This window comes from Pseudomonas sp. FG1 (assembly GCF_034313875.1).
GTDB classification, from domain to species: domain Bacteria; phylum Pseudomonadota; class Gammaproteobacteria; order Pseudomonadales; family Pseudomonadaceae; genus Aquipseudomonas; species Aquipseudomonas veronii.
On the sequence record NZ_JAVIWP010000001.1, the window covers coordinates 1,418,181 to 1,437,274 of the forward strand.

Here is a 19,094-nt window from a genome sequence, read left to right on the forward strand (position 1 = left end):
GCATGTGGTGGAACAACCTTAAGGCACGGCCAGCAACAACCAATGCCAGCACCCTGGCGACGCCGATGATTATGTCCCTGGAACCGCGCATGCTGTTCGACGGCGCAGTGGCCGCCACCGTGGCCGATGCGGCCCAGGCCGACAGCCACGCCACCGCAGATGCTGCGGCCAAGGCGCCGACGACCACCGAACACGCCGCCACCGGCAGCGAAAGCCACGCGCAGTCCGACGCGCCCGCCACCCCCGCACCGGTTGCCGTGCCGGGGCAGAGCGTGGTGTTTGTCGATGCCCGCGTGAAGGATTCCGCCGAGCTGCTCAACGGCGTTGCCCCCGGCACCCAAGTGGTGCAACTGGACGCGAGCAAGGACGGCCTGCAGCAGATCGCCGATTACCTGGGCAGCCATCAGGGCGTCAGCTCGGTGCAGATCATCGCCCACGGCAATGCCGGTGATCTGTGGCTGGGCAGTACCTATTTGTCCGCCGACAACGTCGCGGCCCGCAGCGAAGTGCTGGCGCAGATCGGCCAGGACATGAACGTGGGCGGCGATATCCTGATCTACGCTTGCAACACCGCCGCCAGCGACAAGGGCATCAACTTTGTCGACTCGCTGGCGCAACTGACCGGGCGCGATGTTGCCGCGTCCACCAACCGCACCGGCCTGGGCGGCGACTGGACCCTGGAAGTCGCCACCGGCTCCATCGAAAGTCATACGGCGTTGTCGTACCAGGCGATGTCGGCATACCAATACGGCCTGGCAAACATCACGGTGACCAGCGCTGCAGACAGCGGTGCCGGCACACTGCGCCAGGCCCTGACCGATGTGGGTGTCGGCGAGACCGTCACCTTCAGCACCCCGGGCATGACGGTCAATCTGGACACGCAGTTGGTCATCGCTAAAAACCTGACCATCGATGGCGACCTGAACAACGATGGTGTTGCCGATGTGACCATCAGCGGGCAGTACAAGACTCAGGTGCTCAAGGTTAACAGCGGTGTCACCGCGACCCTGGACGGCCTGGTCATTACCAAGGGCCTGGCGGCTGGCGACGGCAGCAATGGCGGTAGCGGTATTAGCGCGGCCAATTTGCTCGGGGCGGGGATCAGTAACTTCGGTAACCTGACCCTCAATAACGTCAGCGTGACAGAGAACGCAGCCTCGGGTGGCGGTGGTGGCGGTGGTGTGACCAATGGCAATTTCGGCGGTGCCGGTGGCGGCGGCGGCGCGGTGGGCGGAGGCAACGGCGGGCGTGGTGGCAATACCGGCAACGGGAGCGGTGTCTACGCCGGAACTGCGGGCACCCCCAACCAGGGTGGGAAGGGTGGGGGCTACAGCACCATGGGCGGCAACGGCGGCTCGAGCAGCGGTGGTGCCGGCTCGACCGGCATCTACGGTTATACCAACGGTTCCGCTGGCGGCACAGCGACCTCTGGCGGCTTGTCGATCGGCGGCGGTGGGGGTGGTTCCGGCTGGAACGGTGCCGGTGGCAAGGGCGGCGGAGCGGCTGGCGGTATCTACAACGCCAGCGGCGCCACCCTGACCATCGTCGGCACCAGCTCGATTACCGGTAACATCGGTGCCGGCGGCGGCGGCGGTGGCGGTTCGGCGGCCGGCAGCGGCACTACTCTGAATGGCGGTGACGGTGGCCTGGGTGTCGGTGCCATCTGGAACAAAGGCACGGTATTGATCACGGCGGCCAACTTCGCGGCGCTGGGCGGTTCGGCCAATACCGGTGCCAGTGGTAACGGTGGCTTGGCCACCAACGCCTCGGCGGGCAGCAAACCCACAGCAGTCAACGGTCTGTTCAACGATATCGGCGGAACGGCGAACACCGCTTACAGTCCGGCCCCGGTCGCGACCATCGTGGTCAGCAACACCGCGCAGCACATCGGCAGCACTTCGCAGGTGACCATTACCTTCAACCAGGCCGTGACCGGCTTTACCAGCGCCGATCTGACGATCAGCAACGGTACCCTGGGCACCCTGACTACCAGCGACAACATCACCTACACCGCGACCTTTACGCCGAGCGCGAGCGTGACCAGCGCCACCAACCAGATTGTCCTCGACAATACCGGCGTCACCGCCACGTCGACGGGGACACCGGGGACCGGCACCACTTCGTCCAACACCTTCAGCATCGATACCGTGCGCCCAACCGCGACCGTTACGGTCGTTGCGCCGACGTTGAGCACCACGGTCAACTCGACGGTGAACATTACCTTCAGCGAAGCGGTGAGCGGTTTCAGCCTTACTGACATGTCGGCGTCCAACGGCACCCTGAGCAACCTGACCACCAGTGACAATATCCACTGGACCGCGACCCTGACGCCAAGCGCCAGCAACAGCAGCAGCGGCAATGTCGTTACCCTGGACAACACCCTCTATACCGATACCGCGACCAACGCCGGTACCGGCACGACCACGTCCAACACCTATGCGATCGACACGGTGCTGCCGACCTCGACCATTGTGGTGTCCGATACCGCACTGAGTATCAGCGGTAACACGTCCCTGGTGACTATCACCTTCAGCGAGGCGGTCACCGGGCTCACCGCCGGCGCCTTCACGGTCGCCGACGGCATCCTGAGCAACTTGGGCAGCAACGACGGTGGTCTCACGTGGACCGCAACCCTGACTGCGAGCCCCGGGGTTACCCATACCGGCGATGTCATCACCCTGAACAACACCGCGGTCAGTGATGGCGCGGGCAACGCCGGCAGTGGCACCACCAATTCCAACACCTATGCGGTCGATACCGCGCGGCCGAACGCGACTGTCGTGTTCGCCAACACCAACCTGGGCATCGGCCAGACCTCGCTGGTGACCATCACCTTCAGCGAAGCCGTGACCGGGTTCACCAACGCCGACCTGATAGTGTCCAATGGCACCCTGAGCGCAGTCAGCAGCAACGACGGTGGTACCACCTGGACCGCCACCTTTACCCCGATGGCGAGTATCGTCAGCGCGAGCAACCACATCACCCTGGACAACTCCGGGGTCCAAGACGTGGCGGGCAACGCCGGCAGTGGCACTACCACGTCGAACAACGTGGCCATCGACGGTGTGCGTCCAACCGCGACCCTGGTGGTTGCGAGCAACTCCCTGGGCATTGGCCAGACCTCGCTGGTGACCATTACCTTCTCGGAAGCCGTGGTCGGTTTCTCCAATGTCGACCTGACGGTGTCCAATGGCACCCTGAGTGCGGTGAGCAGCAACGACGGTGGCATCACCTGGACCGCGACCTTCACGCCGAGTGCAAACCTCACCGACACCACCAACGTCATCACCCTGGACAATACCGGCTATAGCGACACCAGCGGCAACACCGGCACCGGCACCACCGACTCCAACAACTACGTCATCGACACCGTGCGCCCCACCGCGACCATCGTGGTCGCCGACCCGGCGCTGACCGCTGGCGAAACGTCGCTGGTGACGATCACCTTCAGCGAAGCCGTGACCGGCTTCACCCTCGCCGACCTGACGGCAAGCCACGGCAGCCTGAGCAGCCTGAGCAGCGCCGACGGCGGCATCACCTGGACCGCGACCTTCACCCCAGGGACGAACACCAACAGCGCGAGCAACGTGATCGCCCTGGCCAACACCGGCATTGCCGACCTGGCCGGCAACGCAGGCGCGGGCACCACCAACTCGGCGAATTACACCGTCGATACGGTGTTGCCTTCGGCGACCATCGTGGTGGCCAACCCGACGCTGAAAATCGGTGACTCCTCCCAAGTGATGATTACGTTCAACGAGGCCGTGACTGGTTTCAGCAATGCCGACCTGACGATCACCAATGGCACCTTGAGCGCGGTCAGCAGCAGCGACGGCGGCATTACCTGGGGCGCGACGTTCACCCCGAGCAGCGCGATCAGCGACGCCACCAACCAGATCACCCTGGACAACAGCGGCGTCCAGGCGGCGGTGTCGGGTAATGTCGGCGTCGGTACCAGCAATTCCAATAACTACGCCATCGACACCCAACGTCCGACCGCCACGGTGGTGGTGAACAACGACCACCTGGGGATCGGCGGCTCGTCGCTGGTGACCATCACTTTCAGCGAAGCAGTGACCGGGTTCAGCCTGGCCGATCTGACCACCGACAACGGCACCCTGAGCAGCCTGAGCACCAGCGACAACATCACCTATACCGCGACGTTGACGCCTGTGGCAGGCGTCACCCAGAACAACAATCACATTGTCCTGGATAACACCGGTGTGACCGATGGCGTCGGTAACGTCGGGTCTGGCACCACGTCGTCCAACGCCTATATGATCGACAGCCAGCGGCCAACGGCGACCATCGTGATGGCCGACCCTGTGTTGAGTGCCGGCGAAACTTCCCTGGTCACGGTCACGTTCTCGGAAGCCGTCAGCGGTTTTGACAACAGCGACCTGAGCGTCCCCAACGGCACCCTCTCGACAGTCAGCAGCGCGGATGGCGGCGTGACCTGGACGGCGACTTTCACACCGACCGGCAACGTCCGCGACACCACCAACCTGATCAGCCTGAACAACGCCGGCTACACCGACCTGGCCGGCAACGCCGGCAGCGGTGTCACCAACTCGGGTAACTTCACCATCGACACGGTGCAGCCGAGCGCAACCATCGTCGTCGCTGACAATGCCCTGAACATCGGCGACACCTCGCTGGTCACCATTACCTTCTCCGAAGCGGTCAGCGGTTTTACCAACGCCGACCTGACAATCGCCAACGGCACGCTGACCTCCGTCAGCAGCAACGACGGCGGCGTGACCTGGACGGCGACTTTCACGCCGAGCAGTGCGATCAGCGACACCAGCAACGTGATCACCCTGGACAACAGCGGTGTGCAAAACGGCTCCGGCAACAGCGGCAGCGGCACCACCGATTCGAACAACTACGCCGTCGACACCGTGCGCCCAACGGCCACCATCGTGGTCGCGAATCCGGCCCTCGGCGTGGGTGGCAGCTCAGCGGTGGTGATCACCTTCTCGGAGGCGGTGACCGGGTTCAGCAACGCCGATCTGACGGTCAACAACGGCACCTTGAGCGCCGTGAGCAGCGCGGACGGCGGCGTGACCTGGACCGCGACGTTCACCCCGACGTCCGGCGTCACCGACACCAGCAACGTGATCACCCTGGACAACACCGGCATTGCCGACCTGGCGGGCAACAGCGGCAGCGGCACCACCGACTCCAACAACTACGCCATCGACAGCCAGCGGCCAACGGCGACCATCGTGATGGCCGACCCTGTGTTGAGTGCCGGCGAAACCTCCTTGGTCACGGTCACGTTCTCGGAAGCCGTCAGCGGTTTTGACAACAGTGACCTGAACGTCGCCCATGGCACCCTGAGCGCGGTCAGCAGCAGCGACGGCGGCATCACCTGGACGGCTCTCTTCACACCGGCGGCGGGTATCCGCGCCGCCAGCAACGTGATCACCCTGGCCAATACCGGCATTGCCGACCTGGCCGGCAACGCCGGTACGGGAACGACCGACTCGGCCAACTACAGCATCGACACCGTGCTGCCGACGGCGACCATCGTAGTCGGCGACACCGCCCTCAAGGCCGGCGAGACCGCCCCGGTGACCATCACCTTCTCCGAGGCTGTCAGCGGTTTCACCCTGGCCGACCTGAGCGTGGCCAACGGCGTGCTGAGCAACCTGGGCTCCAGCGACGGCGGCGTGACCTGGACCGCGACCCTGACGCCGACGGCCGATGTGACCGACACCAGCAACCTGATCAGCCTGGACAACAGCGGCGTACAGACCGCCGCCGGCAACGCGGGCAGCGGCAGCACCGATTCGAACAACTATGCGATCGACACCCAGCGCCCGACCGCGACCATTTCGGTGGCCAACGGCACCCTGGGCATCGGCCAGACCACCACCGTCACCATCGGCTTCAGCGAGGCCGTCAGCGGTTTCGATCTGTCTGACCTGAGCGTGGCCAACGGCGTGCTGTCCAACCTGGCCAGCAACGATGGCGGCAAAACCTGGACCGCCACCCTGACCCCGACGGCGGCGATTACCGATGCGACCAACGTGATCGTGCTGGACGCCGGCCAGGTCAACGATGCTGCCGGTAACGCCGGCAGCGGCATTGCGATCTCGAACAACTTCGTGATCGATGGCGAACGCCCGACGGCGACCATCACCATTGCCAACCCGAACCTGACCGTCGGCCAGACCACCACCGTCACGTTTACCTTCAGTGAAAAAGTCAGCGGCTTCGCGCTGGATGACCTCAGCGTGGCCAATGGCACCTTGTCCAACCTGGCCAGCAACGACGGCGGCAAAACCTGGACCGCGACCCTCACACCGACGGCCAACCTCAACGACCCGAGCAACTTCATCACCCTCGACACCGGCCTGGTGAATGACATGACGGGCAACGCCGGCAGCGGTTATGCCAATTCCAACAACTACGCGATCAACACCATTGCCCTGACCGGCGACCCGCTGTTCCGCGTCACCGAGCCGGCACCGCCACCCGGCGCGCCGGATGTGCCGCTGCAACCGATCGTGTTTGGCCGGCCCGCGGGCGACCTGGGTTCACCCATTGGCTTCCCGGCGTTGTTCGAACAGCGCGAGATGGGCGCGGGCTTGCCGCCTATCGGTAGCATCTTCATTCGCAACGGTGCCTTGGCGCCCAGCTTCATTGCCCAGGTGTTCAACAGCGACAGTGGCGCGAACGGCGGCGCGCAGGGCTTCCTCGGTTTTGGCGGCGGCGATGGTGGGGTGTTTGGTTCAAGCACCTTGTCGGGGTTGTTCAATCGTGAGAGTGGCGGCGGGGACAGTGGCCTCAAGGCGTTCGACAGCCGAGCAATCCAGGGCGGCGGTGACGCGGCCCAAGGCCTGCGGGGCGTGTTCGGCGCCCCGACCCTGGGCCAGCAATTGCAGCAGATCAAAGACGTGGAACAGCGTCAGGTGATTGACCTGGCGAAGGCATTGCAACAGGTCGGCATCAGCGAAATGCAGGCCTGACACACTTAAATCAAGGCGCAGTAACAGGGGCAGTCCAAGGATGAATACAGTTCATAAGTTGTTCGGCGCCAGCGTGCTGGCGCTGGCGATCGGCGGTTGTGCGGTCACCAGCGAGCCGATTGAGCGCAGTGTCAGTGAGCAGCGAGCCCGCAGCGACCTGCACGGTATGTACAAGGATCAGGAGCCATTGAACGGCCCGTTGACACTGCACCAGGCCATGGCCCGGGCGGTTAAATACAACCTCGAAGGGCGCTTGAAGATCATGGAGGAGGCGCTGGCCAAGCGCCAACTCGACCTCGCCAGTTTCGACATGCTGCCGCGCATGGCGTTGTCCGCCGGTTACGCCGGGCGCAACAACACCAACGCCTCCAGCAGCCAGAGTGTTCTCACCGGCACCCAGTCCCTGGAACCGTCGACATCCCAGGACCGCGACCGTCGCGTGGCCGACCTGACCATGGTGTGGAACGTCCTCGACTTTGGCGTCAGCTACATCAGTGCCAAACAGCAAGGCGACCAACGCCTGATCGTCCAGGAGCGGCGCCGCAAGGTGATCAACACCATCGTCCAGGACGTGCGCTCGGCCTATTGGCGGGCGGTCGCGGCCGAACGCCTGCTGACCCAGATCGACAGCCTGATGGCGCGGGTCGACCAGGCCCAGAGCAACAGCCAAAGCATGAGCGAGCAGCGTATCGGCGACCCGATCCAGGCCCTGGGCTACCAGCGCTCGCTGATCGAAGCCACGCGCCAATTGCAGGAACAGCGCCGCGCGCTCTCCCTCGCCAAGACTGAACTGTCGACCCTGATCAACCTGCCCATGGGCACCGACCTCAAGCTGGCCACGCCGGACGACTACGCCGTGCCGCAGCTCAAGGTCAACTTCGCCAGCCTGGAACAGGAAGCCCTGGCCAACCGCCCTGAACTGCGCGAGCAGGACTACCAGACCCGCATCAGCGCCGCCGAAACCCGCAAGGCCATGCTGCGCCTGCTGCCGGGCCTGGAATTCTCAGCCGGCGGGCATTACGACAGCAACTCGTTCCTGGTGGACAACCGCTGGGCCGACTACGGCGCCAAGGTCACCTGGAACCTGTTCAACGTGCTTTCCGCCCCGGCCGCCATCGACGTCGCCAAGGCCGGCGAAGAAGTCGCCACCGCACGGCGCCAGGCCATGTCCATCGCGGTGCTGGCGCAACTCTACGTCGCCAACGCGAACTTCCAGGACGCCGTGCGCCAGTTCAAGACCAACGAACAGCTGGCCGACATCGACGGGCAGATCCTCACCCAACTGCGCAACCGTCACCAAGCCGCAGGCCTGGGCGAACTGGACCTGATCCAGGGCGAACTCAATACCCTGCAAGCCGACCTGCGCCGCGACCTGGCCTACGCCGACCTGCGCAACGCCTACGGCCAGATCTTCGCCAGCGCCGGGCTCGACCCGTTGCCGGAGCAGGTCGATTCCGACCGCGTGCAGTCCATCGCCACCGCGCTGGCCGGCCGCGAATCGGCATGGGCCGCCGGCAACATCGCCGCCCCGGTGCCCCGTGCCGCCGTCAAGTAACCTGGTGGCACCGACCGCGAGCATCACGCGTGCCCAGCGTGAGGCTCGCAACGGTCATCGCGGCGTGGCGATCCTGCTGACCGGCCTGCCGGCGTCGGGTAAGTCGACCCTGGCCCAAGGGCTGCAGGCGGCGTTGTTCGAACAAGGCCGACACAGCATCGTGCTCGACGGCGATGCCTTGCGCGGCGGCTTGAACAAAGACCTGGGGTTTGCCGACGGCGACCGCCTGGAAAACATCCGCCGCGCCGCCGAACTGGCGGCGTTGCTGGTGGACAACGGGCAAATCGTGATCCTGGCGCTGATCGCGCCGTTGGTCGAATTACGCGCGGTACTCGCCGAACGCCTGGGCGCGGATTATCGGGAAGTGTGGTGCAACGCCGCACTGGACATCTGCGAACGCCGCGACCCCAAAGGCCACTACGCCCGCGCCCGACGCGGCGAACTGCCGGGGTTCACCGGCATCGGCTCACCCTACGAACCACCGCCGCAAGCCGCCCTGGTCCTGGAGACCGGCCAGCTATCCGTGCAGCAATGCGTCGCACAACTGCAGGTATGGTTGCAAACCCTGTAGCGCAAGCTCGCGCCTGCCGTGGGTGAGGGCTAGACTCGGATAAACCCATCTATCCGGAGCTCATCATGCAATCGCCTGAACACAGCTTGCCCTCCCTGTTCAAACAACTCGGCCTGGCCGACGACCCCGCCGGCATCGAGCAATTCGTCACCGCGCACTCACCGCTCAAGGCGGACCTGGAACTGGCCGATGCGTTTTTCTGGACGGATAGCCAGAAAGCGTTTTTGCGTGAGGAAATTCTGGAGGATGCGGATTGGGCTGAAGTGGTGGATGAGTTGAACCTGATGTTGCGGCGTGATTGAGAGGTGTAAAAAATCTTTGATGAAATGCCGTAATGTAAAAAAATTGGTGTGCGGTAAAAAAACTGGGCTGTAAGCGGCCCAGTTAATTTTTTCTGGAAAGCTTCGCACCATGGCAATCGACCTGCGCGCTGGGGCGGGTGATACACGAGGTTGGGAATGATGGTGGGCAGAGTGAGGAACCCTTATCAACGGGGCTGACTCCTTCTTCTGGACACAACATGAAACGACTGATCCCCCGCACTGAAATTGAACAATATGACCTCACAAAAATCGATAGTCCCTATTTTGTCGACAGCAAAGTAAGGGAGTTTTTCCGTGCGCCTTATGCGTTGCAGGGACTGAGTGAACTTCTTGGTGAATGCAATATTTCCCCTGTTTGTTGTTCTGGGGAAAAAAGATCAAAGGACGCAGGAAAATGAAGCGTAAGCATGTTTTTTGGTTTTGGGGAGCCATGGATGCCCTTTATCTGATTCGCTATGCAGTGGCCAGCGCAATACAGGCAAGGATTCCTTTTTTAAGCGATTTTGAAAGTGCGTTATGGGTGCTGCGTGATCATAGCGTTGTGCAGTTATACATGTTCGGCTTTGCCATGCTGCTGCAAGTTTCCATCGTGATCTCGTGCCTGCTGTTCTTTCTTGGACGTGAACAGGTGAGGTGGATTACTTACCTTCAAACACCCTTGCGATTGGCTTTTATTGTGCCTTCTGTTTCGCTGTTGCTAGTGGGTGCTCAGCTTGTTCCTAACTACAACTTGGTGTTAATGGCTGCGTTAGTTGTTGTATCCGAGGCAGTGAAAGTCTGGAGCGTCTGGCGGTGGAGCAAAAGGTGCTGATATTTTCCGGCAGAGCCACCTAGGAGACTGAGCGGTCAATAAGCCGGTTGCACAGCAATCCTGAAGCCGACACCGATCCAAATGTGGGAGGGGCTTGCCCCCGATAGCGGCAGATCAGTCAACCATGTATTGCCTGAACCTCCGCTATCGGGGGCAAGCCCCCTCTCACATGGGTCATGCGGCGTTGCGGCTATCGTTGAAGATCCAACCCTCACACTGAAAGTCGCTTTACTTACCCACGCCACGCCACGCCTGAATGGCAGGCCGCACAGCTATCCTGAGGCGACACCGATCCAAATGTGGGAGGGGGCTTGCCCCCGATAGCGGCAGATCAGTCAATCGTGTATTGCCTTCACTCCGCTATCGGGGGCAAGCCCCCTCCCACATGGGTCATGCGGCGTTGCGGCTATTGTTGAAGATCCAACCCTCACACTGAAAGTCGCTTTACTTACCCACGCCACGCCTGAATGGCAGGCCGCACAGCAATCCTGAAGCCGACGCCGATCCAAATGTGGGAGGGGGCAAGCCCCCTCCCACATGGGTCATGCGGCGTTGCGGCTATCGTTGAAGATCCAACCCTCACACTGAAAGTCGCTTTACTTACCCACGCCACGCCCGAATGGCAGGCCGCACAGCAATCCTGAAGCCGACGCCGATCCAAATGTGGGAGGGGGCTTACCCCGATAGCGGCAGATCAGTCAACCATGTATTGCCTGAACCTCCGCTATCGGGGGCAAGCCCCCTCCCACAGGGTTCATGCGGCGTTGCGGCTATCGTTGAAGATCCAACCCTCACACTGAAAGTTGCTTTACTTACCCACGCGCCGCCCGAATGGCAGGCCGCACAGCAATCCTGAAGCCGACACCGATCCAAATGTGGGAGGGGCTTGCCCCCGATAGCGGCAGATCAGTCAACCATGTATTGCCTGAACCTCCGCTATCGGGGGCAAGCCCCCTCCCACATGGGTCATGCGGCGTTGCGGCTATCGTTGAAGATCCAACCTTCGTGCTGAAAGCCGCTTTACTTACCCACGCCACGCATCCGCTAAATTTGTTTCAAAACTTGACGCATCTAGCGCCATCCACCATATTGATAGTTAGCAAACTAACTGTATGTGAACGATCCAGTGCCCAAGACCCTCGAACAACTCCAGATGAACCTCAGCAGCAGCATGGTGGTGGGCGCCCGTAATTGGCGCAAAATCTGCCAGAACACGCTGCTGAGCTACGGTATTTCCGAAGCCTGCGCCGTGCCGTTGCTGATGATCGGCCGCCTGGGCGACGGGGTGCATCAAGTCAAAGTGGCCCAGGCTTCGGGGATGGAAAGCCCGTCGCTGGTGCGCCTGCTCGACCAACTGTGCAGCGGCGGCTATGTGTGCCGCAGCGAAGACACCCACGACCGCCGCGCCAAGGCCTTGAGCCTCACCGCGCGGGGCCGTGAGCTGGTACAGGCGGTGGAGGCGCAACTGGTGCGCCTGCGCCGCGACGTGCTGGCCGATATTGCGCCTGCGGACATGGAGGTTGCGCTGCGCGTGTTGCGCGCCTTTGAAGTCGCGCATCAATACCCTGTGGTTGCAGCATCTTGAGAGGATTTTTTACCGGCATGCCGCCGGCCAGGGACTGGTTCTACGGGGTACGCACGTTCGCGGCGTCGATGATCGCGTTGTACATCGCCATGCTCATGCAAATGCCGCGTCCGTACTGGGCGATGGCCACGGTGTACATCGTCTCCAGCCCGTTTGTCGGGCCGACCAGTTCCAAGGCGCTGTACCGTGCGATCGGCACCTTCATGGGCGCGGCGGCGGCGGTGGTGTTCGTGCCGATGTTTGTGCAATCGCCCTACCTGCTGGTGGTGGTGATTGCATTGTGGACGGGCACCCTGCTGTTTCTCTCCATGCACTTGCGCACCGCGAACAACTACGCCTTGATGCTGGCCGGCTACACCTTGCCGCTGATCGCCTTGCCGGTGGTGGATAACCCGCTGACGGTGTGGGACGTGGCTGAAGCGCGCACCGAGGAAATCTTTCTTGGCATCGCGGTGGCGGCGGTGGTCGGCGCAATGTTCTGGCCGCGGCGCCTGATGCCGGTGTTCGATGGCTCGGTGGCCAAGTGGTTCAGCGACGCCCAGGTCTACAGCCAGCGCTTTATGAGCCGCAACGTGGCGCGCGACGAAGTCAGCGCCTTGCGCGGCGGCATGGTCGCCACCTTCAACACGCTGGAATTGATGATCGGCCAGTTGCCCCACGAAGGCGCCCGGCCGCAGACGGTACGCAACACCAAGGAACTGCGCGGGCGGATGATCCACCTGCTGCCGGTGGTGGATGCGCTCGACGATGCGCTATACGCCATCGAACACCGTGCGCCGGAGTTTCTCGAAACGCTCGCGCCGCTGTTGGAGGCCACGGATCAGTGGCTGCAAAGCACCACCGAGTCGGCCCCGTTGGAACGCTGGCGCACCCTGCGTGACCAACTCGACGCGCTGCAACCGGAAGGCGAAGCGCTGGACGACCGCCACACGCTGCTGTTCTCCAACGCGCTGTATCGCCTGGGTGAGTGGATCGACCTGTGGCAAGACTGCCGCAGCCTGCAGGCCGCGATCCAATGCGAGAGCCAGGACACCTGGCGCGCCGTTTACCGCCACTGGCGCCTGGGCCGCCTGACGCCTTTTCTCGACCGTGGCCTGATGTTCTACTCGGCGTTTTCCACCGTCACCGCGATCATCGTCGCCTCGGTGCTGTGGATTCTGCTGGGCTGGACCGACGGCGGCAGCGCCGTGATCCTGGCAGCCGTCGCCTGTAGCTTCTTTGCGTCGATGGACGACCCGGCGCCGCAGATCTACCGGTTCTTTTTCTGGACCGCCATGTCGGTGCTGTTCGCCAGCCTGTATCTGTTCCTGGTGCTGCCCAACCTGCACGATTTCCCCATGCTGGTGCTGGCGTTCGCGGTGCCATTTATCTGCATCGGCACACTCACGGTCCAACCGCGTTTCTACCTGGGCATGCTGCTGACGTTGGTGAACACCTCGTCGTTCATCAGCATCCAGGGCGCCTATGACGCCGACTTCCTCAACTTCGCCAACGTCAACCTGGCCGGGCCCGTGGGCCTGCTGTTTGCCTTTGTGTGGACGCTGATCGCGCGGCCCTTCGGTGCCGAGTTGGCCGCCAAGCGCCTGACCCGGTTCACCTGGCACGACATCGTCGGCCTGACCGAACCGGCGAACCTGGCCGAACAACGGTACCTGGCCGCGCAAATGCTCGATCGCTTGATGCAGCACCTGCCGCGCCTGGCCATCATCGGCCATGACACCGGCGTCGCCCTGCGCGATTTGCGCGTGGCGCTGAACCTGCTCGACCTGCTGGCCTACTCGCCACGGATCTACGGCGTACCGCGGGTGTTGCTCGGCCAAGTGGTGGAAGGCGTCGGCGCTTACTACAAGGCCTGCCTCAAGGCGGGCCGACGCTTGCCCTCGCCGAGCGGCCTGCTGATGACCCTCGACCGCACGCGCCGCGCCCTCAACGGCCAAGGCCTGCAAGACGAAGACGACACCCGCCTGCATCTGTTGCATGCCCTGGTGGGTCTGCGCCTGGCGCTGTTGCCCGGCGTGGAATTGATTGGCGGCACCGAGACCGAGGCGCCGCTGCCTGATGGAGCGCCTTTATGATCGGTGATCTGGATGTCAGCGGGGTGTTCCTGCCCACGCTGCTGGTGCTGATGGGCATTGCGTACCTGTTGTTTCTGCTGGTGCATGGGTTGTTGACCCGTCTGCACTTTTATCGCCTGGTCTGGCACCGGGCATTGTTCAACGTGGGGCTCTACGCGCTGTTGCTGGGCGCGGTGGACTCACTCAGTCGATACCTGATGACATGAAAAAACCTTTTTTGACCATCGGCCGTGTCGTCCTGACGTTGTTGATCGTGAGCTTCGCGGTCGTCGTCGTATGGCGCATGGTCATGTACTACATGTTTGCGCCCTGGACCCGTGACGGCCACATCCGTGCCGATATCGTGCAGATCGCCCCGGACGTGTCCGGGCTGATCCAGCGCGTCGACGTGCACGACAACCAACTGGTGAGCAAAGGCCAGGTGCTGTTCGCCGTCGACCAGGACCGCTTCAAGCTGGCCCTGCGCCAGGCCCAGGCCGCCGTGGCCGACCGCCAGGAAACCCTGGCCCAGGCCCAGCGCGAGTACAAGCGTAACCGTGGCCTGGGCAACCTGGTGCCGAGCGAGCAACTGGAAGAAAGCCAGTCCCGCGTCGCCCGTGCCCAGTCGGCCCTGGCCGAAGCGCAAGTGACGGTGGACTCGGCGCAACTCAACCTCGACCGTTCGGTGATCCGCAGCCCGGTGGACGGCTACGTCAACGACCGTGCGCCGCGCACGCAGGAGTTCGTCACCGCCGGGCGCCCGGTGCTGTCGGTGGTGGACAGCAACTCCTTCCATATCGACGGCTACTTCGAAGAGACCAAGCTCGACGGCATCCACGTCGGCATGGGCGTCGATATCCGTGTGATTGGCGACGGCGCCCGCCTGCACGGTCATGTGCAGAGCATCGTCGCCGGTATCGAGGACCGTGACCGCAGCAGCGGCGCCAACCTGCTGCCCAACGTCAACCCGGCGTTCAGCTGGGTGCGCCTGGCCCAGCGGATTCCGGTGCGTATCGCGTTTGACGAGGTGCCGGCGGACTTTCGCATGATCGCCGGGCGCACCGCGACGGTGTCGATCATCGGCGACAAGCCCAAGGACGGAGCCCAGCCATGAAGCAGATTTTGGCAACCGCGGCGCTGGGTGTGCTGTTGTCAGCCTGCCAGGTGGTCGGCCCGGATTATCGACTGCCGGACAAGGCCGCCATGAACCGTGGCGACCTGCAAGGGCAACTGGCGGGCGAGGGCGCCAACGTGGTCTCGGCGCCGGTGCCGGCGGACTGGTGGAAGCTGTACAACGACCCGCGCCTGGATGAACTGGTGCGCCAGGCCATGGCTTCCAACACCGACCTGCGCGTCGCCGCCGCCAACTTGCAGCGGGCGCGCTATCAGGTGCAGGAGGCTGAATCCGTCGGCGGCTGGAGTGCCGGCGCCAAGGCCGAAGCCCAGCGCCTGCAAGAGTCCGGCGAAGCGTTTTTACTCTCGGAAAAAGTCCCGGTGGGCAATATCGGCAGCGTGGGGATCACCACCTCGTATCAATTCGATCTGTTCGGCACCTTGCAGCGCGGCATCGAAAGCGCCCAGGCCAGCGCCGACGCAACCCAGGCCGCGGCTGATATTGCACGGATCACCCTGGTCGCCGATGTGGTGCGTTCGTACACGCAAATCTGCGCGGCCAACGAAGAGCTGGCGATCGCCAACGAATCCCTCGACCTGCAAGCCCAGAGCACGACGTTGACCCAGCGCCTGCGCGACGCCGGGCGCGGCGATGAAACCCAGGTCACCCGCTCGCAGACCCAGTACAAATCCTTGCGCGCCGACATGCCGCGCTACGAAGCTGCGCGCCAGGCCGGGCTGTTCCGCCTGTCGATGCTGCTGGCCAAGCCGGTGGCGCAACTGCCGGCGGGCACCGGTACGTGCGCCGAACTCCCGCACATCGCCCAACTGCTGCCGGTGGGCGATGGCGCGACGCTGCTCAAGCGTCGCCCCGATGTGCGCCAGGCGGAACGCCAACTGGCCGCGGCCACGGCGCGCATCGGCGTGGCCACGGGCGCGCTGTACCCGGACATCAGTATCGGCGCCTCGATCAGCACGGTCGGGTTGCTCGAAAATCTCGGCACACCGGCCACCAACCGCTGGGGCTTTGGCCCGATGATCAGTTGGACCGTGCCGACCAACGGCGCCCGCGCGCGCATCCACGAAGCCGAAGCGGCGACCCAGGGCGCCCTCGCGCACTTCGACGGGGTGGTGCTCAACGCCATCCGCGAAACCCAGACCGGCCTGGCGCAGTACACCGCGCAGTTACAGCGCCGCGATGCGCTGGCCGAAGCCGACGCATCGGCCAAGGAAGCCGCAGACCAGACCCACCGCTTCTTCCAGGCCGGCCGCGCATCGTTCCTCGCCGACCTGCAAGCCACGCGCACCTACACCGATGTGCGCGCGCAACTGGCGGCGGCCAACACCCAGGTTGCCATGAGCCAGATCGATCTGTTCCTGGCCCTGGGCGGCGGCTGGGAAAGCGGACGAACGCAAGCCTCACAGCCCGGCAAACCCTGAGCAGCTAGCTATGCTTTGACAAGCGGGCCGCCATGCTTTTTGACCGGCAGAGGGCCCGCCTGACACAGCTCGCGTTTGCTCATGGGGATTCCAATAATGAAAAACCCTTATGCTCCCGCTTTCTGGTGCGTGTGCTTCGCACTGGTGTTGTTATCGGCGGCCTACTTCTACGGCGTCATGCTCGCTCACCGAATCGACACGGCCATGGTGTTTCTCGACAGCGCCTGCCTGGTGATCGGCACCTTGTCCATCGGCGTCGTCGCCTGGGCGTCCTACCAAAACCAAAAGGTGAAGAAAAAACTCCTCGAACAAGGCAAGACCCGCGTCGCGATCTGGGACACCAAGGTCGCCCTGCGCCGGGTCGAAACCGTGTTCGACCGCTATTTCTGGGGCAGCTATTGGCAGCCCGGGCGCACCTTCCAGGAAGTCATGGGCGACCTGACCGGCACGCCCCTGGAAAAAAGCCTCGAGACCCTGAAAAAACAATGCGTGCTGCTGGATCGGCAGGTCGCCGACGGTAGGCATTGGCTGAATAATGCGCGGGAATTGTCCGATGTGGCCACGCAGATGGCCCGCGAACGCTACCAACTGGACTTCTGCGACCCCAAGGTCGATACCCCCGGTAATGCCGTGATACACCGTGAATTCGAGGTGTTGGTGTACACCTGGACCGCCCGGTTGAAGAGTTTCGACCACCAGTTGGACGAGATCGAAACGGAATACTCCTGAACTTGCGTGGAACTGATCCCTCTGAAAGTCTGGGCCGTTCGCGGCCGCCAGTGCTAATCTTCCCCCCGTTTTTCGGCGGGCTTGAGCCAACCTCACTCGGGGTTCAAGGAAGACAGCCCACTTCTCACAGGATTTGATCAGGTCACCTCATGAATAAGCCAGCAGTCGTTCTTTTGGGTTTTGTTGTCGCCGTTGGCGTCGTCAGTGCAGGCGGCGCCTGGTACACCGGTAAGCAACTGGAACCGGTGCTGCAAACCGCGATCCAGAACGCCAACAAGGAACTGAAGACCTCCATGGCCGGCGTCGACGGCACGATGGCCCTTGAGCTGGTGTCCCTGGAGCGTGGCGTGTTCAGCAGCACCGCCCATTACCGCCTGAAAGCACAAGGTGCGGTCTTCGGCGAAGACAACCCGAACCCTGAATTGCTGTTCGTCGACCATATCGAACACGGCCCGCTGCCGTTGTCGCGCCTGGTCACGCTGAAATGGCTGCCGGTCATGGCCACCAGTCACTATGAGTTGGAAAAGAACGCCACCACCGAGAAGTGGTTTGCCGCCGCCAAAGACGTGTCGCCGCTCAAGGGCGTGGCCAACATCGGCTACAGCCTCTCGGTCAACGGCAATGTCGAATTGCTGCCCCTGGCGTTCAAGGACGACAAGTCGTCGGTGAGCTTCTCCGGCGCCAACCTGAACTTCGACAGCAGCGCCGAAGGCAAGAAGGTCAAGGCCGACGGTTACATGAACAGCCTCAAGGTCGCCGTCGTCGACGCCAATGGCTCGCCGTTCGAAGCCGAACTGGCCGGGCTGACAGTGGCCAGCAACCTGGAAAAATCCACGTTCGGTTTCTACACCGGGCAGAACACCGTGGAACTGACCGACACCAAGCTCACCATGGGCCCGCAGAAGGCCGTGCTGACCCTCAAGGGCTTCGAGCAGAAAGACACCAGCGACACCAAGGACAACAACCTGGCCGGGCGCGTCGATTACAAGATTGACGAGATCGGTTACCAGGGCAAACCCGTGGGTTCGGCCGCCATGGCCCTGAGCATGAAGAACGTCGACGTGCCGTCGATGCTGGTGCTGACCAAGCTCTATCAGGACAAGATGGCACCCGTGCAGGCCGCCGCTGCCGCCGGTGAACCGGTACCCGAGCTGCAACTGAGCGACGCCGAGCAGGCCCTGGCCGATACCAACGTCAACCAACTGCTGGCCGCCAAGCCGCAAGTGGCGGTGGAAAACCTGTCGCTGAAAACCACCGGTGGCGAAAGCAAATTCAGCCTGGTCGTGGACCTGGCCAAGCCAAGCAGCATGGAACTGCCGCCGCTGGAGCTGGGCAAGCAGATCATCGCGTTGCTCGATGCCAACCTGAGCCTGTCCAAGCCAATGATCGCCGACGTTGCCGCCCTGCAAGCGCAGCTCGGTGGTGTGACCGACCCTGAAGCCATCGAACAGCAATCCCAGATGGCCAGCGAGATGATCAGCGGCATGGCCGTCGGTACGCAACTGGCGACCCTGGTTGGCAGCGACGTGGTGTCCAAGCTGCACTACGCCAACAACGAAGTGACGTTCAACGGCCAGAAGATGACGGTTGAACAATTCCTCTCCTTCGTCATGTCCAAAGTCGGTGCGATGGGCGGCGCGCAGTAATAATTGCTGCACCGTTAAAAAAAATCTGCGGGGGCGGAGTTGCGGGTGATACGGGTCAAATAGTCGCCATGGCGATTGGCTGATACCCCGTTATCTCCGGCAAGTCCGCCCCCGTATTCATTTTTTAGTGTGTCGGGCAATTCTGAACAATTGTTCTGAATTGGACTTTTTCCTATTTTCTTGAGGGATAGTTTCCACAGGAAAGCTAGGCCGGGTCCCGAGACGCCGGCACCCTGCAGCAAATTGCTCAGGACCACCTATCGTTACAGCTTTCCGTGTGTAAGGAAGCT

At 62.9% G+C, this 19,094-nt stretch carries 13 protein-coding genes; all 13 read left to right on the forward strand.

Going from position 1 to position 19,094, the window contains the following annotated elements:
* Window positions 1-2: 2 nt before the first annotated feature.
* The 13 genes from RGV59_RS06700 (at window position 3) to RGV59_RS06760 (ending at window position 18,804) form a co-directional block, all read left to right on the forward strand.
* Entirely contained in the window at window positions 3-6,977 is a 6,975-nt protein-coding gene (locus tag RGV59_RS06700; protein ID WP_260473883.1) for an Ig-like domain-containing protein, read from the forward strand.
* Between the two features lie 40 nt (window positions 6,978-7,017).
* Window positions 7,018-8,532: a TolC family protein gene (locus RGV59_RS06705; protein ID WP_026139841.1), complete on the forward strand. Its 1,515-nt coding sequence runs from the start codon at window positions 7,018-7,020 to the stop codon at window positions 8,530-8,532.
* On the forward strand, window positions 8,516-9,103 hold the full coding sequence (gene cysC, locus RGV59_RS06710; protein WP_046483759.1) for an adenylyl-sulfate kinase: 588 nt from the start codon (window positions 8,516-8,518) through the stop codon (window positions 9,101-9,103). The genes RGV59_RS06705 and cysC overlap by 17 nt, the downstream gene beginning before the upstream one ends.
* Before the next feature lie 65 nt (window positions 9,104-9,168).
* Window positions 9,169-9,405 carry a DUF2789 domain-containing protein gene (locus tag RGV59_RS06715; protein ID WP_046483761.1) on the forward strand — a complete coding sequence of 79 codons (237 nt, stop codon included), beginning with the start codon at window positions 9,169-9,171 and terminating at the stop codon, window positions 9,403-9,405.
* Window positions 9,406-9,623: 218 nt separating this feature from the next.
* Entirely contained in the window at window positions 9,624-9,824 is a 201-nt protein-coding gene (locus RGV59_RS06720) for a hypothetical protein (RefSeq protein ID WP_126585964.1), read from the forward strand.
* A complete protein-coding gene (locus tag RGV59_RS06725) occupies window positions 9,821-10,237 on the forward strand; it encodes a hypothetical protein (protein ID WP_126585963.1) in 417 nt (138 codons plus the stop codon). The genes RGV59_RS06720 and RGV59_RS06725 overlap by 4 nt, the downstream gene beginning before the upstream one ends.
* 1,153 nt (window positions 10,238-11,390) lie before the next feature.
* Window positions 11,391-11,822, forward strand: coding sequence for a MarR family winged helix-turn-helix transcriptional regulator (locus tag RGV59_RS06730; RefSeq protein ID WP_102618709.1), 432 nt, complete (start codon window positions 11,391-11,393; stop codon window positions 11,820-11,822).
* Window positions 11,819-13,897, forward strand: a complete 2,079-nt coding sequence (locus RGV59_RS06735) for an FUSC family protein (protein WP_126585962.1) — start codon at window positions 11,819-11,821, stop codon at window positions 13,895-13,897. The genes RGV59_RS06730 and RGV59_RS06735 overlap by 4 nt, the downstream gene beginning before the upstream one ends.
* Window positions 13,894-14,103 carry a DUF1656 domain-containing protein gene (locus RGV59_RS06740; RefSeq protein ID WP_017845525.1) on the forward strand — a complete coding sequence of 70 codons (210 nt, stop codon included), beginning with the start codon at window positions 13,894-13,896 and terminating at the stop codon, window positions 14,101-14,103. Before RGV59_RS06735 ends, RGV59_RS06740 begins: the two co-directional genes overlap by 4 nt.
* The gene (locus tag RGV59_RS06745) at window positions 14,100-14,990 is read left to right on the forward strand and encodes an efflux RND transporter periplasmic adaptor subunit (protein ID WP_046489608.1); all 891 of its coding nucleotides are present in this window, start codon (window positions 14,100-14,102) and stop codon (window positions 14,988-14,990) included. The genes RGV59_RS06740 and RGV59_RS06745 overlap by 4 nt, the downstream gene beginning before the upstream one ends.
* Complete coding sequence (locus tag RGV59_RS06750) at window positions 14,987-16,429, forward strand: efflux transporter outer membrane subunit (RefSeq protein WP_046489612.1); 1,443 nt, start codon at window positions 14,987-14,989, stop codon at window positions 16,427-16,429. The genes RGV59_RS06745 and RGV59_RS06750 overlap by 4 nt, the downstream gene beginning before the upstream one ends.
* Window positions 16,430-16,525: 96 nt before the next feature.
* A complete protein-coding gene (locus RGV59_RS06755) occupies window positions 16,526-17,158 on the forward strand; it encodes a hypothetical protein (RefSeq protein WP_026139839.1) in 633 nt (210 codons plus the stop codon).
* 149 nt (window positions 17,159-17,307) lie between these two features.
* Entirely contained in the window at window positions 17,308-18,804 is a 1,497-nt protein-coding gene (locus RGV59_RS06760) for a YdgA family protein (RefSeq protein ID WP_046385109.1), read from the forward strand.
* The last annotated feature ends 290 nt before the right edge of the window (window positions 18,805-19,094 follow it).

Excerpts from the sequence above, each read along its gene's own strand:
- RGV59_RS06700 (WP_260473883.1), top strand. The coding sequence starts at position 3 with ATGTGGTGGAACAACCTTAAGGCACGGCCAGCAACAACCAATGCCAGC.
- RGV59_RS06705 (WP_026139841.1), top strand. The coding sequence starts at position 7,018 with ATGAATACAGTTCATAAGTTGTTCGGCGCCAGCGTGCTGGCGCTGGCG.
- RGV59_RS06715 (WP_046483761.1), top strand. The coding sequence starts at position 9,169 with ATGCAATCGCCTGAACACAGCTTGCCCTCCCTGTTCAAACAACTCGGC.
- RGV59_RS06720 (WP_126585964.1), top strand. The coding sequence starts at position 9,624 with ATGAAACGACTGATCCCCCGCACTGAAATTGAACAATATGACCTCACA.
- RGV59_RS06725 (WP_126585963.1), top strand. The coding sequence starts at position 9,821 with ATGAAGCGTAAGCATGTTTTTTGGTTTTGGGGAGCCATGGATGCCCTT.
- RGV59_RS06730 (WP_102618709.1), top strand. The coding sequence starts at position 11,391 with ATGAACCTCAGCAGCAGCATGGTGGTGGGCGCCCGTAATTGGCGCAAA.
- RGV59_RS06740 (WP_017845525.1), top strand. The coding sequence starts at position 13,894 with ATGATCGGTGATCTGGATGTCAGCGGGGTGTTCCTGCCCACGCTGCTG.
- RGV59_RS06745 (WP_046489608.1), top strand. The coding sequence starts at position 14,100 with ATGAAAAAACCTTTTTTGACCATCGGCCGTGTCGTCCTGACGTTGTTG.
- RGV59_RS06750 (WP_046489612.1), top strand. The coding sequence starts at position 14,987 with ATGAAGCAGATTTTGGCAACCGCGGCGCTGGGTGTGCTGTTGTCAGCC.
- RGV59_RS06755 (WP_026139839.1), top strand. The coding sequence starts at position 16,526 with ATGAAAAACCCTTATGCTCCCGCTTTCTGGTGCGTGTGCTTCGCACTG.
- RGV59_RS06760 (WP_046385109.1), top strand. The coding sequence starts at position 17,308 with ATGAATAAGCCAGCAGTCGTTCTTTTGGGTTTTGTTGTCGCCGTTGGC.